Raw genomic sequence first — 13,870 nt, 5'->3', positions numbered from 1 at the left:
TGGGTTCGCTGGCGGACGTCATAGACGGCGCCGTGCGAATCCCTTACCAGGAGGTTCCCCACTTCCCCGTGTGCACGCAGGACACCCATGCCGGGGAACTGGTGCTCGGCAACCTTGGAAACAAGCCTGTCGTAGCCTTGTCCGGCCGCTTCCATTTCTACGAAGGCTACACCATGCAGCAGGTTACCTTTCCCGTGCGCGTGGCGAAGGCCCTTGGCATTGACACGCTGCTTGTGTCAAACGCCGCGGGCGGCATGAACCCCCAGTTCTCCGCCGGCGACCTCATGGTGATTACGGACCATATCAACCTTATGGGCGACAATCCGCTCATTGGCCCGAATGACGACCGGCTCGGGCCGCGTTTCCCCGACATGTCCGAACCCTACAACGGAGAACTCATACGCCTGGCTGAGGAGATCGCCCTCGCGCAGGGTGTCCGGCTGCAGCGCGGCGTGTATCTGGCCGTGACGGGCCCCTGCCTGGAGACGCGCGCCGAATACCGGTTCATGCGGGCAATCGGCGCGGACGCCGTCGGCATGAGCACGGTGCCGGAGGTGATTGTGGCGGTGCACGCCGGCCTGCGCGTGCTGGGTTTCTCCGCGATAACGGACGAGTGCCTGCCGGACGCGCTCGCGCCGGTGGATATCGCGAAAATCATCGCGACCGCGAATGCGGTGGAACCCATATTGACCCGAATCGTCACGGAATGCGTCGCGCGCCTCTAGCGCGGGACACACCGGCAACTGGACAAGACTATGTGGAATCGCTATAGTACGGCAATTCATGAACCGGCCCAAAGTGAGGTGTAGAGGGGGGTTATGATGAGAAGAGAACCAACATCGGCAGTCGAAAAAATCATCCGCGCCATTTTTGTGTTCGCCTGCGTAATCATGGGCGGGATTTGGGCCCAGTATCTGTTGGACAGCCCGCCGGCCAGCCCTGACGGCAGTCCGCCTGTCTGGACCTTGATTGTCGGGGGGCTCGTCGGGGGCGCTGTCTCCCTGCTGGTGCTGTTCTTCCTCCGCTTCGTCACACAGGATGTATACGAGCGCATATCTCCCGCGCTGGCCTCGATTGCCCTAGCTATGATTATTGGTTACTTCATCGGCGCATACATTCTTTCCTGGTTTCCCCAGGCGGAGATGTCCTTGCGTGTCTTCGTAACCGTCTCGCTTGTGCTGGTCTTTGGCTATATCGGCATCACCCTTGGCCTCACCCGCGCGTCGAACTGGGAATCCCTGGTCTCGGAAGTGCGCCGGAACCGCCGGGGCGAAGTCAGCCTGAAACTGGTGGATACCAGCGTCGTCATTGACGGTCGCATCGCGGACATCTGCGACAGCGGCTTCCTGGAAGGGACGTTGCTCCTCCCGCGTTTCGTGCTGAATGAGCTGCAGCATATTGCCGACTCATCGGAAGTCCTCCGCCGCGCCAAGGGGCGCCGCGGCCTCGATATCCTGAAACGGCTGCAGGAGGGCGGTTCGCGCACAAACCTCGAGATTATCGAGGATGACCCGAAAGAAGCGCCGGACGTGGACAGCAAGCTGGTTCGTCTCGCGCTCAAGTATCATGCGAAGATCCTGACCAACGACTTCAATCTCAACAAGGTGGCCCAGATCGAAGGCATTCATGTGCTCAACGTCAACGATCTCGCCAACGCGCTCAAGCCCGCGCTGGTGCCCGACGAAGTCATGGAAGTCAAGATCATCAAAGAGGGCAAGGAACCGACGCAGGGCGTGGGCTACCTCGATGACGGCACGATGATCGTGGTGGACAACGGCCGCGCGCATGTAGGCAGAACGGTCCAGGTTGTAGTGACCAGCGTCCTGCAGACGGCCGCGGGGCGCATGATCTTTACGCGCTATAACGGCGAGATCCGGTGAAGGCGCAGTTGCTGGTGCCTGCCGCGGGCGCGGGCGCGCGCCTCGGCGCGGATGCGCCTAAGGCGCTTGTTGATTTGGAGGGGAAGCCGATGCTGGCGCGGACCATCGAGCGCGCCGCCCTCCCCGAGTTCCGTCTTCCCGTAATCATCACGGCGCCGCCAGACTTGCTGGAGACTTTCCGTGACGCGCTGCGGCCTTGGTTTGCCGACGCGGCCTTCCGGCTCGTCGCGGGCGGCGCGGAGCGCCAGCTGTCAGTGGCCAATGGCCTTGCCGAGATCGACCCAGATACCGAAATCGTGGCTATTCATGACGCCGCGCGCCCTTTCGTCGCGGCGGAATCCATCCGGGCCTCGATCCTGGCCGCAGCCGAATATGGCGCCGCAACGGTCGCGGTCCCCGTCACGGACACGATTCTCGAGGCCGGCGGCGCGGGGTTTCTGGCGCGCACGCCAGACCGCCGCACACTCTGGGCCTGTCAAACGCCGCAGACGTTCCGCACGGCCGTGATCCGCGACGCGCACCGGTGCGCCGCGCGGGAAGGCACGCTGCTGACGGACGACGCGTCTCTGGCGCAGCGGTACGGCGCGGAGGTCAAGCTCGTTCCTGGCACGCCGTTCAATTTCAAAGTCACCACTGCCGCCGACCTGCACCTGGCCCGCATCATCGTTCGCGAGGGCTTGGCATGATCCGCATCGGTATCGGTTGCGACATTCACCGGCTGACTCCGGGACGCCCGCTCGTTCTCGGCGGTGTTGCCATACCTCACGAAAAGGGCCTCGCCGGCCATTCCGACGCGGACGCGCTGTGTCATGCCGTAACCGACGCGGTCCTGGGAGCGCTCGCCTTGGGCGATATCGGCCGCCATTTCCCCGATACGGACCCGCGATACGCAGGCGCGGACAGCATGGAACTGCTCCGAGCCGCCGTGCGTATGGCCGCCGATGCCGGGTACCGGCTGGTCAACGTGGACGCAAACATCGTCGCGCAGCGTCCAAAGTTGCAGCCGCACATCGAGGCGATGCGTCAGCGCCTCGCCGAGGCCCTGCGCATCGATACCGCCTGCGTGTCGGTGAAGGCGAAAACCAACGAGGGCGTGGGCCCGGAAGGCCGCGAGGAGGCCATCCGCACCGAGGCCGCCGTCCTGCTGGAATCCCCATAGGCCAAGTATTGCCATGCGGAAAGAACGCGCCGACATACTCGTCCAGTTACAGGCGGCGGTTTCGCGCTCGAAGGCTCAGGGACTCATCCACGCGGGTCAGGTCTGGCTCGGCGGCGAGCGCATCGACAAGCCGGGCCTTCACATCCCCGAGGACAGCGTCCTGGAGATCCGCGAGCAGCCCCGGTTCGTCAGCCGGGGCGGCGAGAAACTCGAAGCGGCTTTCGAGGCCTTTGCGCTGGACGTGCAGGACCGCGCCGCCATCGATGTGGGCGCCTCGACCGGCGGGTTCACCGACTGCCTGCTGCAGCATGGGGCCCGGCTCGTTTTCGCCGTGGATGTCGGCTACGGCCAGCTTGCGTGGAAATTACGCCAAGACCCGCGCGTGATTGTGCTGGAACGGACCAATATCCGCCATCTCGCGCAAGACCGGCTCACCGAGCCCCCCACGTTCTTCACCATCGATTGCTCGTTCATCTCGCTGCGTCTCGTGTTGCCGCCTTTGGCGCGGCTGCTGGACCCGCGCGCGGCGGGCGTGGCCCTGATCAAGCCGCAGTTCGAGGCGGGCCGGGAGCAGGTGGGCAAGGGTGGCGTTGTGTACGATCCGGCCATTCACGCCACTGTAATTGAACGGGTCCGCGAAGCGGCCGACGAGTTGGGATTCGCGCGGATCGATGTGATACCCTCTCCCCTGCTTGGTCCCGCCGGCAACCAGGAGTTCCTGGCGTACCTGCGCAAGGAGTAAGCGCGCCGCGGCAGGACGACCGGCCCTCGAACGACAAAATCATGCTCGAAACGCTGCGCATCCAGAATTATGCCCTTATCGATGCGGTCGAAATGGATTTCCGCAGCGGCTTCAACGCGCTCACCGGCGAGACCGGCGCCGGCAAGTCCATTCTCATCGGGGCGCTCGAGCTGGTCTTAGGCAGCCGCGCTTCCGGAGAGGTATTGCGCGAAGGCGCGGACCGCGCGACCATCGAGGCCGTCTTCCGCGTGCCCCGGCCTTCCCCTCGGCTCAAACGCCTCTTGAAAGGCAACGAAATCGACGCCACGGACGGCGAGGTCCTGTTGAGTCGCGTCATGACCGCCGACGGACGCAGCCGCGGCTACGTCTGCGGCCGGCTGATGCCTTTCGCGGTGCTTTCCGAAATCGGAGACGAACTTGTCGACCTCCACGGCCAGCATGAGCACCAATCCCTGCTCCGGCCGGACCGTCAACTGGAGCTGCTCGACGCATTCGCCAGTGCGGAAGAAGACACCGCCGCGGTGGCGGAGCGGGTCGAGTCCCTGCGCGCGATGGACCGCGAACTGGCCGCGCTTGAAACGGACGACCGCGAACGGCTGCGGCAGATTGAGTTCTTCCGCTTCGAAGTCAACGAGATCGACGCCGCGGCCCTGACGGCCGGCGAAGAGGAAGACGTCCGCGGCCGCGTCAAGCTCATTACCAACGCCGAAACCGTGTTCACGCTCGCGAACCGGGTATACGCGCTGCTCTACGAGAACGAGGGCCAGACCGCCATCGATCTCATCGACGCTGCAGTGCGCGAACTTGAGGAACTCGCCGGGTTCGACGAGCGCTACCGCGCTCTGGCAACGCAATTGACGGACATCCGCGCGGGCGTCGAAAGCGTGGCCAACGAAGCCCGCGCACATGTGAACGGCCTCGAATTCGACGCCCAGGAACTCGACCGGCTCAACGCCCGGCTCGCGCTCCTGCGCGACCTCAAGCGGAAATACGGGGCAACCGTTGAGGAAATCCTCGCACACCGCGACCAGGCTGCCGCGCATATCACCGCCTACGAACAACGGGATGAACGGCTCGCAGCACTGCGGGGAAAGCGTGATGCGCTCCATGCCGAAACGCAATCCGCCGCCGCCGCGCTCTCCCGCAAGCGCGCGGCCGCCGCTCAGCGCCTGAACAAGAAAATCACGGAGACACTGCAGGAACTGGGGATGAAAGGCGGCAGTTTTGAGGCATGCATCGAGCGCGTTCCGCTCTGCGCCCAGGGTGTGGACCGTGTCGAGTTCCTGCTTGCGGCCAACCCGGGAGAACGGCTCAAGCCGCTGCGCCAGGTCGCGAGCGGGGGCGAGATCTCGCGGATCATGCTGGCCCTGAAAGCGGTTTTCGCGGGCGCCGACCGCATCCCCACGCTGGTGTTCGACGAAATCGACGCGGGCGTCGGCGGGGCCATGGCGCGCAAGGTCGCCGACAAGATCGGCGAACTCGCCCGGTCGCACCAGGTCATCTGCATCACTCACATACCGCAGATTGCGGCGCTGGCGCGGACCCACTTCCGCGTGGCCAAGGAAACGAAACAGAAACGCACCACGAGTTCCGTCGTGGAAGTCAGCGGCGAAGCGCGCGTGGCGGAACTGGCGCGGCTGCTCGACGGCACCATGTCCGATGTCAGCCTGGAGCACGCGCGCGCGCTGTTGCGCGAACGGTAGCGAGAATCAACAAGGAGAAAAGGCAAGTGGATTCCATGCGCATTAAAGTCGGAGTCATGGGCTCCGCGGGCGGCGAGATGCAGTCCGAGGTATTGGAGCGGTGCCGCGAACTCGGGCGCGCCATAGCGGATGAAGGCTGCGCCATCCTCACGGGCGGCTGCCCGGGCTTGCCGCATCAGGCGGCAATCGGCTGCAAACAGCAGGGCGGGCTGACCGTAGGCGTTTCTCCCGCTATCAGTCTCGACGAACACATTTCGCTTTACGGCAGCCCGACGGACCACATTGATATCATGATCTATACAGGCGCCGGGCTCATGGGCCGCGAGGTCACCGGCGTGCGCAGTTGCGATATCGTCATTATCGTTGGCGGCCGCTCCGGAACCCTCGGCGAGTTTGCGATCGCCTATGACGAGGGGCGCACCATTGGCGTGCTGACGGGCACGGGCGGCGTTGCCGACCATATCGACGATTTTATGCCCATTATCAAGAAAGAGACGGGGTCGCGCATCATTTACGACGCTGACCCCAGGCGGCTTGTGCAACGCTGCGTTGCGGAATACAAAACGAACCCGCCGCGCATCCGCCAGCGCGAGGCATCGGGGTAACAGGTATCTGCGCACACAAGCCGGGCAACTATCGTCGAGGCCCTGTCACATATAGGAAGAACATACCATGCCTTCGCCTGCCATTCGCTTTGAACTCGAGAGCAAATTCGGCTCGCAATACGGTGCGGAAGAAGAACAAGCCGTCCTTGCGGTCTTGCGCCAGGGCGCGCCTACCTCCGGGAGTGCCTGCCTGCAATTCGAGCGTGACTTCGCCGCATACTGCGGCACGCAACATGCCCGCGTCGTGTCCAATGGCACCGCGGCCCTGTTTCTTTCCCTGTTGGCGCTGGGCATCAAGCCCGGTGACCGCGTCATTACAACGCCGCTCACGTGGATTGCCACCGCCGCGGCGGGCGCCACGCTCGGCGCGGAAGTCGGTTTCGTCGACATCGACCCGGAGACGTACAACCTCGACCCGAAGCTGCTGGAGGCGAATCTTACGCCGAACACGAAGGCCGTGCTGCCGGTACACTTGTACGGCCAGTGCTGCGATATGGATGCGCTGCTCGACCTGTCGCGCCGGCACGGGTTCGCAATTGTCGAAGACGCCTGCCACGCCGCCGGCGCCGAATACCGCGGGCGCAAGGCGGGCAGCATGGGCGCGACGGGTTGTTTCAGTTTCCACGAACAGAAGAACATGTCGACCCTCGGCGAGGGCGGCATGGTCGTCACGAACAGCCCGGACCTTTTCGAGCGGATTGCGCTCTACCGGTCGCATTGCACGCGCGTTTACGGCGCCAGCACAAAATACTGCCGCCTCGACGAAGCACGCATGCCCATGGGCAAGCGGTTCTGGTGGCAGGATTTCGACGATACGGGCTACAACTTCCGCATGACGGACATTCAGGCGGCCGTAGGCATCGAACAGTTGCGCAAGCTGGACGCGTTCAACCAGCGGCGCATCGAACTGGCCGCATATCTCACGGAACGGCTGCAAGACGTGCCGGGACTGAGGACACCCGCCGTCCTGCCGGGCCGCAAGCACGTCTTCCACCTGTATCCCCTCGAAATCGATGCGGCTCGCTTCGGCATGAACAAGGAAGACTTTATTCACGCGATGCTTCACGAAGACGGCATCAAGATTGGCACACATTACATCCCGTTGCACTACAGCACCGCTTTCCGCAAGCGCGGATTCGGTCCGGGCCAGTTTCCCGTAGTGGAAGCCGTCGCGAACCGTCTTGTAACCTTGCCGTTGCATCCCAGGCTGACTTTCGAGGCCCTGGACTATATGATTGCCTGCATACGGAAGCACGCGCGCACGCAGTGACCGGACGCGAACCCGCGCGGGAAACAAGCGAAAGGGAGTCCATGAAGATCACGTCTTACGGCGCCGCAGAGGGAGTCACGGGAAGCAAGCACCTCCTGGAAGTCAACGGTTACCGCATCCTGCTGGATTGCGGCATGTTTCAAGGCAGCCGCAAGGAAGCCGATGAGAAAAACCGCCGTCTGGGCTTTGACCCCCAAAAACTCCATTGCGTCGTGCTCAGCCATGCCCATATTGACCATAGCGGGCTTCTGCCCATGCTCGCGAAAGGGGGTTACCGCGGCGGCATCCACGCCACGCACGCAACCCGCGACCTCTGCTCCATCATGCTCATGGACAGCGCGCACATCCAGGAAAAAGACGCGGAATGGCTCTCCAAGAAGCACATGACATTCATCCCGCCTCTCTACACGGCCGAAGACGCCCAGGAAATCATGCGCCGGTTCATTTCCGCGGGCTACGAGACCCGGCTGCCGCTCGTGCCCGGCGTGTTCCTCACCTTCCACGACGCCGGCCATGTGCTCGGCTCCGCCATGGTCGACCTCGAGATTGACGAGGGCGGACGGAAGCGGCGCCTCATCTTCTCCGGCGATATTGGCCGCAAGAATATGCCCATCCTTGAAGACCCCTGGGAACCCACGCAGGCCGATGTCGTCCTGATGGAGAGCACTTACGGCGACCGCGACCACGATCCCATCGAGATGATGGAAGAAAAGCTGGCGCGAATCATCACCGAAACCGCGGACCGCGGCGGAAAAATCATTATTCCGACGTTCGCGCTCGAACGCGCACAGGAGGTCATTTACGCCCTGAAACGGCTCGAAATGCAGAACCGCATTCCGGACATTCCGGTATTCGTGGACAGCCCGCTCACCGTCAACATCACCGAGGTGTTCCGCCTGCACACGGAAGGGTTCGACTCTGAATTCCGACACACGCTGCGTCAGGCCGGCGACCCCTTCCACCTGAAGCGCATCTCCTACATCCGCGCGCTTGAGGAATCCATGAAGCTTAACGGCCTGCGTGACCCCGCCATCATCCTGTCGGCTTCCGGCATGTGCGAATACGGACGCATCCTGCACCACCTGAAGAACCATTGCGGAAACCCGAAAAACACCATTCTCATCATCGGCTTCCAAGCCAAGAATACCCTGGGCCGCCGGATCGTCGAACGCCAGTTGCGCATTCGCATATTTGGCGTCGAGTATGAACTGCGCGCACAGGTGAAGATCATGAACGAATTCAGCGCGCACGCCGGCCGTTCGGAACTCATCGCCTTTGGCAAACGGTTCAAGGACTCAGCCGGGCGAATCTTGCTGGTTCACGGCGAGCCCAAGGCCCTCGACGCGCTCAAAACGGGATTAGAACGGGAAGGCGTCTCCAACCTCGCCATACAGCGAGAAGGCGTTCCTGTCGAATTGTAGGTTTCTTCTTGCCCGCAGACGGAACTACTTGGACAGCCAATGCGGCCACGCGCTAAGAGAGTGCTGCTTTACCTCGCGCTGTGGGCGGTCGTGCCCCTGCTTTTTCTCGGAACCATCGAGGCCGGGCTGCGCCTGGGCGGGTTCGGGTATAGAAGTGAACCGTTCTTGGAAAAGCGCGTTGGCGGGACTGTCTACCGGCAACTCAACGTGGCGTTTCTGCATGCGTTCATGCCCAAGCCGTTCGACCCCATACGCCTGCCCGCGTCTGAAACCTACATACCTGAGAGGAAAGGGTCGGACACGGTCCGTGTCGTGGTGTTGGGCGAATCCGCCGCATACGGCTACGTTCATCCTGAATTCGGCCTGTGGCGTTTCCTGCAAATCATCCTCGAAAAGCAATACCCGTCGCTTAACATCGAGGTCTATCCCTTCGCGTTCAACTCGATGAATTCGCATGTCATGCGGCGCCTTGTCGACGCAAGCGAAGCACTGGAAATCGATGTCTTTGTAGCCTACATGGGGAACAACGAATTCAAAGGCGCGTTGCTCGGGCCGCTCTATGCGTTAAGCCGAAACGGCTGGTCCGCCGATGCGACGCATCGGCTGGTCTCGGCCTACTTGTGGCTCTCAAACCTGCGGCTGTGGCAATTGATGCGGCGTCTAAACAGTTTCGAGAGCACCCTCTCCTGGAATCAGGAAGCGGTTGTCTCGCGCATCGACGACCCGCATTTGCCGGGCGTGTACTCGACCTTCCGGCAGAACCTCCTGCATATCCGCGCGAAGGCAGCGGATTCGGGCTCAAAGCTGCTGCTCTGCACCATTGGCCGTAATCTGCGCGATTTTCCGCCCCGCGTATCCATGCATGACCCCGGCTTGACGCCCGCGTCGTTGCAGGAGTGGATTCGCCACTTCGAAACGGGCGCACGGTTGGAAGCCGCGGGCGCCCCTGCTGAAGCGCTCGCCGCCTACCGCGCCGCGGCCGCACTGGACGAAACGAACGCGGAACTCCAGTACCGCATGGGCGCGTGTCTGTACGCACTCGGGGCGTACGCGGAGGCGCGCGAGCACTTTGTACGCTCCCGGGACTACGACCTGGCGTTGCTTACGGCTACCTCGGAAATGAACCGCATTATTCGTGAAGTCGCGGGAGAGACACCAGTCAGGCCACGCGCTCCCGATATCCAGGCTGCGGGAAACGCGAGTCTGGCGGATGTTGAAGCAGTGATACAGGCGCAAAGCCCTCACGGGATACCGGGCCAGGAATCCTTCATCGACCACATCCACTTCACGTTCGCTTCAACCTATGCCGCCGCCGTCGCGGTCGCTGCGTCCCTGGCCACGATTCCGCCGTTCCCGGCGACCGCCGCCGCACGACCGCCCGGCATCGAGGAATGCAGGATGCTTTTGGCTTTCTCGGACAGCGACCGGTTCCGGGAATTGGAGGACATCGCGAACCTGTGTGCCTCGCCGGGCGCGCAGCGCCTCTCGGAACCGGCGGCTCAAGAGAAAGCGCTGCTGGAAGAACGGCTTGCGGGGCAGGACCGGTGCCTGATAGCTGCAGAGGCATGCGTGCGCGCACTGGAATTGCGCGAGGATTACCATATCCGGGCGAAATACGCCGACTGCCTGCGGCAAATGGGCCGCATTGACGAGGCGGAAGCGCAGATGGCCCTGATCTTCGAGAAGTTTCCCCACCGTTTCTGAGATTCGGCCCGGGCAGGCGCCCCTCACGTTTGCACCGGCCTGTGCACCGTCGGCGCGCGCTGATACTTCGGCTTGCCCCTGTGCCGCGTGAAACTGCGCACCGCCTCTTCGTAGAGTTCCGGACGCAATTCCTCTCCGCAGACCACCGCCTCGTAGTTCCCGTCATTCAGTTCATAGCAGCCAAACGTGATTGCCTCGGTGGAAATCAAAGCCCCCGAATCCTCCGCCACATGGATGCAACTCACGCCCAACAAGGCCTCGTGCGCGTCTATGAGGCGGTGAAACACATAGACCAGGCCCGGCTCCACCCGGCCGGATGTCCGTACCAGCATCCAGTGCGTGTTCGCATCCGTCACGTCCGTCAGCCGCATTCCGCTGTTCTCGGCGTCCTTATAGACCTTCTGGATCACCTGCGAGATGGGGCGCGCCGGCGCAAGCACGCGGGCATGACAATAATTACACCTGCCCCATTGCCCCGCATACTCGTCGCGAATCTTCAAGATTCGCCCGCAATTTGGACAGGTGCACTCAATCATGGTCCGTGCCCCCTTCAGCCGGATACCCATGTTTTTCCGCTATTAGAATTAAGCTCTGTATACTTATTATAACCTGAACGATGCTGCTTGTCAATGCTGTCGCGCCCAGCAGCTGGCCATGTGGTCATCTGGGGCGGCATTCCGCCTGTTTCATCGGTATGTGTGGGTTTTCGTTTGCATGAGATACGGCCATGCAGGGGCAAGAACCCATATCTGCCCCGGAGTCTTCCACCCGTCTCGGGCTCGATTGGCTGTTCATCCCTTCGCGGACTGTGCGGCTGACCAAGCGCACAGTTGCGGGCAAAGGGCCGAACACGCTACGATTCTCTTGTCCGCCAAGACGCTGCCGGGCCTGCAAAAGGCGAATGTGCTGGCAGAATCCATGTGAAGTTGGAGAGAGCCGTGCCTGAAGAGACGCAACAGCCGCAAACGTCTCCCGAGACGGGAGACTCCGACGCTCTTATCATCAACGAAGCCGCGGATGAAGTGTTGCGCCTGCAACTGGACCTTTTCGAGGGCCCATTCGAGGTGCTGCTTTACCTCATCAAGACGCAAGAAATCGACATCTTCGACATTCCCATCGTACAAGTGACCGAGCAATACTTGCGGTTCCTCGAGATGATGCGTGAAGAGAACCTGGACTTGGCGGGCGACTTCCTGGTCATGGCCGCCACGCTCATCCAGGTCAAGGCGCGCATGATCCTTCCGGTCGAAGTCGAAGGCGGCGAGGACGAGGAAATCGAGGAGGAAGACCCCCGGCTCGAACTGGTGGAGAAACTCCTTGAATACCGGAAGTTTCGCGACTTGGGTGAGCGCCTGGGCCGCTTCGAGGAAGCGAAGCTGGACTGCTATCCGCGGTTCGCCAAGCCGGAGGTGGAAGTCATTGAGGAAGAAGAGTTGACCGACGTCAGCTTGTATGACCTTGTTCAGGCCATTCGCAACGTATTGCGGTTCGTGCGCGAACCGTTCATCCAGCGCGTGCAGGCTGAGACCTATTCCGTCGAGCAGGCGATTACCCGCCTGGAGAACCTGCTCGAAGAGCGGGATACCGTGACTTGGTTTGAATTGTACGAATCCACCGGCGACCGCCTCGAACATATCTGCCTGTTTCTCGCCTTGCTCGAATTGTGCCGGATGCGCCGCATACGCGCGCATCAACACCAGCCGTTCGGCGATATCCGCATCTTTCCGCGCAGTCCCGAGGAGGCCGGTCCTCTTGATGTGGCCATGGCGTAGACCGCAGCCGCTGGGCCAGAAGGCGGAAGACTTGGCCGCACGGTTCCTGCGCCGCGCCGGATACAAGATTCTCGCCCGTAACCTGCGTCTGAGCCGCTATGAGCTCGACATCGTCGCGCGCCAGGGCGACACGATCGCCTTTGTCGAGGTGCGTTCCCGGCGCGCGCCGGACCCCGTGCCCCCGGAAGACACCGTGGGCTACACGAAGCGTCGTCACCTTACATGCGCCGCCAACTCCTACAGGGCTCGATTCCCCGACCCGGACGCCTACTACCGTTTCGACATCGTGGCGGTCGTCTTTCCCGAGCACGGGAAACCGGAGATCACCCATCTCGTGGATGCGTTTCCTCCCGAGGAATAAACGAGCGTAAACGTGAGCGCCCCGCGCTGAAACCATTTCCAGTTCGCGCGGTATAATAGAAGCAGGCAGAAACACCGCGCCGCTTGGCATCAACGCCGCTTGGGCAGAAAGGCTCGAAACTATGGGGAAAATACGCGTGAACAAGGAGCGCTTCTCATCGGCCGACCCGAACCTCCTCGATTCCCGTCATCCGGCGCTGTGGACGTTCAGCATCCAGGACCGGGACATCTGCTTCTGGGGCACGTTTCATGAGGCGGCACACACCGCCCGCCTCTACGCGGAGCACCATGGCATGACGGAGGGGGCTATAACCCTGCTGGACCACACGGGCACGCCGTCCCTGCGCACCGTCCACTGACCAGTCCTATCGCGATGGCGGCGGCGATTGCCGTCGCGTTTGGAGCCGCGTGGTCCCGAAACAAGGCGGCAGCACAACCGGCCGACCGGACCTCCGTGCGGGAGCCGTCGTATGAACGTTTGCCGCTCTTTCTTCCCGTCGCGGATATGGGCTACTATCTGCCTGACTTGCTGATGCACAGACAACCGGCATGCGGAGGCGAACTCATGCGCCAGGCACCGTCCTTCCTTCGTCCGGCGGCCGTTTCCGCCGCAACGTTCTTCTTGTTGTTCGTGGGCAGTATTTTGGCAGCTGCGCAGGAGTCCACCGGCAGTACGCAGCCGCCGGCGCCCGACACGTCGTCTTGGGTCTTTTCCTCCGAATACAAACAACCGGTCGACGTGCTCGCGTATTTTCCCCTTTACGCAGGGGCCACATGGGTCTACGAGGAAACCTGCAAGTCCGCGGTCGGTAATGCGGGCGACACCGGAACCGTCACCTGGCTGAGGGAAAGCACCGTCACGGGATTTAAGGAAACGCCCCAGGGCCGCGTGGTGCTGATGCGCGTAACGGATTCGAACGTGTCCTACGACATTCCGCGAAGAGCCGAACAGGAGAGCCAATGGCTGCGCCAGAACTATCCGGACCAGCAAAAGGGCAATCTGCTCATCTCCGGCAATAGCGTGTATTGGATGCCCGCCTGGGCATCGGACGCGAATACGGGCACGATTGCGCAGGAATACGCCAGACAACTCGCCGCGGGCGAAGTCAGCCCCGACTTTTGCTTTCCCATGGACGAGGTGCGCTTCTGGGCGGAACGCACCCGAGAAGAACGCCTCATTCGCGAACGGGAGGCCTTCGAGCGGGGCCAGGGGCCCGCGCCGGATGTCGGCATGTACCATTGGAGCACGGAAGG

15 protein-coding genes are annotated in these 13,870 nt (G+C 62.3%); 14 read left to right on the top strand and 1 reads right to left on the bottom strand.

Annotated elements, in window-relative coordinates:
• The 10 genes from KA184_11545 to KA184_11500 all read left to right on the top strand — a co-directional run.
• Positions 1–725: purine-nucleoside phosphorylase (locus KA184_11545; protein ID MBP8130202.1), on the top strand; the 725-nt coding region annotated here is incomplete at its 5' end.
• 165 nt (positions 726–890) lie between these two features.
• The gene (locus KA184_11540; protein ID MBP8130201.1) at positions 891–1,880 is read left to right on the top strand and encodes a TRAM domain-containing protein; all 990 of its coding nucleotides are present in this window, start codon (positions 891–893) and stop codon (positions 1,878–1,880) included.
• Positions 1,877–2,566, top strand: coding sequence for a 2-C-methyl-D-erythritol 4-phosphate cytidylyltransferase (ispD, locus tag KA184_11535; protein ID MBP8130200.1), 690 nt, complete (start codon positions 1,877–1,879; stop codon positions 2,564–2,566). Before KA184_11540 ends, ispD begins: the two co-directional genes overlap by 4 nt.
• The gene (locus tag KA184_11530) at positions 2,563–3,039 is read left to right on the top strand and encodes a 2-C-methyl-D-erythritol 2,4-cyclodiphosphate synthase (GenBank protein MBP8130199.1); all 477 of its coding nucleotides are present in this window, start codon (positions 2,563–2,565) and stop codon (positions 3,037–3,039) included. The genes ispD and KA184_11530 overlap by 4 nt, the downstream gene beginning before the upstream one ends.
• Positions 3,040–3,052: 13 nt before the next feature.
• Positions 3,053–3,781: a TlyA family RNA methyltransferase gene (locus KA184_11525; GenBank protein ID MBP8130198.1), complete on the top strand. Its 729-nt coding sequence runs from the start codon at positions 3,053–3,055 to the stop codon at positions 3,779–3,781.
• 41 nt (positions 3,782–3,822) lie between these two features.
• Complete coding sequence (recN, locus tag KA184_11520; GenBank protein MBP8130197.1) at positions 3,823–5,484, top strand: DNA repair protein RecN; 1,662 nt, start codon at positions 3,823–3,825, stop codon at positions 5,482–5,484.
• A gap of 26 nt (positions 5,485–5,510) precedes the next feature.
• Entirely contained in the window at positions 5,511–6,089 is a 579-nt protein-coding gene (locus tag KA184_11515; GenBank protein MBP8130196.1) for a hypothetical protein, read from the top strand.
• A 67-nt stretch (positions 6,090–6,156) separates the two neighbouring features.
• Entirely contained in the window at positions 6,157–7,359 is a 1,203-nt protein-coding gene (locus tag KA184_11510) for a DegT/DnrJ/EryC1/StrS family aminotransferase (protein MBP8130195.1), read from the top strand.
• A gap of 41 nt (positions 7,360–7,400) precedes the next feature.
• Entirely contained in the window at positions 7,401–8,780 is a 1,380-nt protein-coding gene (locus KA184_11505) for an MBL fold metallo-hydrolase (GenBank protein MBP8130194.1), read from the top strand.
• A gap of 39 nt (positions 8,781–8,819) precedes the next feature.
• Positions 8,820–10,484 carry a hypothetical protein gene (locus tag KA184_11500; protein ID MBP8130193.1) on the top strand — a complete coding sequence of 555 codons (1,665 nt, stop codon included), beginning with the start codon at positions 8,820–8,822 and terminating at the stop codon, positions 10,482–10,484.
• A 23-nt stretch (positions 10,485–10,507) separates the two neighbouring features.
• Here the strand turns inward: KA184_11500 and KA184_11495 are convergent, their stop codons facing one another.
• Entirely contained in the window at positions 10,508–11,020 is a 513-nt protein-coding gene (locus KA184_11495; GenBank protein ID MBP8130192.1) for a hypothetical protein, read from the bottom strand.
• A gap of 402 nt (positions 11,021–11,422) precedes the next feature.
• Between KA184_11495 and KA184_11490 the strand changes: the two genes are divergently transcribed.
• The 4 genes from KA184_11490 to KA184_11475 all read left to right on the top strand — a co-directional run.
• Complete coding sequence (locus KA184_11490) at positions 11,423–12,256, top strand: segregation/condensation protein A (protein MBP8130191.1); 834 nt, start codon at positions 11,423–11,425, stop codon at positions 12,254–12,256.
• Positions 12,240–12,617 (top strand): YraN family protein, encoded by a 378-nt coding sequence (locus KA184_11485; protein MBP8130190.1) that lies wholly within the window; start codon positions 12,240–12,242, stop codon positions 12,615–12,617. Before KA184_11490 ends, KA184_11485 begins: the two co-directional genes overlap by 17 nt.
• Positions 12,618–12,753: 136 nt before the next feature.
• On the top strand, positions 12,754–12,975 hold the full coding sequence (locus KA184_11480; protein MBP8130189.1) for a hypothetical protein: 222 nt from the start codon (positions 12,754–12,756) through the stop codon (positions 12,973–12,975).
• Between the two features lie 206 nt (positions 12,976–13,181).
• Positions 13,182–13,870, top strand: a 689-nt coding sequence (locus KA184_11475; protein MBP8130188.1) for a hypothetical protein, incomplete at its 3' end; no start/stop codon positions are given.

Source organism: Candidatus Hydrogenedentota bacterium (assembly GCA_018005585.1).
GTDB lineage: Bacteria > Hydrogenedentota > Hydrogenedentia > Hydrogenedentales > JAGMZX01 > JAGMZX01.
The sequence above is the reverse complement of the archived record's forward strand: the minus strand, read 5'-3'. Positions and strand labels throughout refer to the sequence as shown.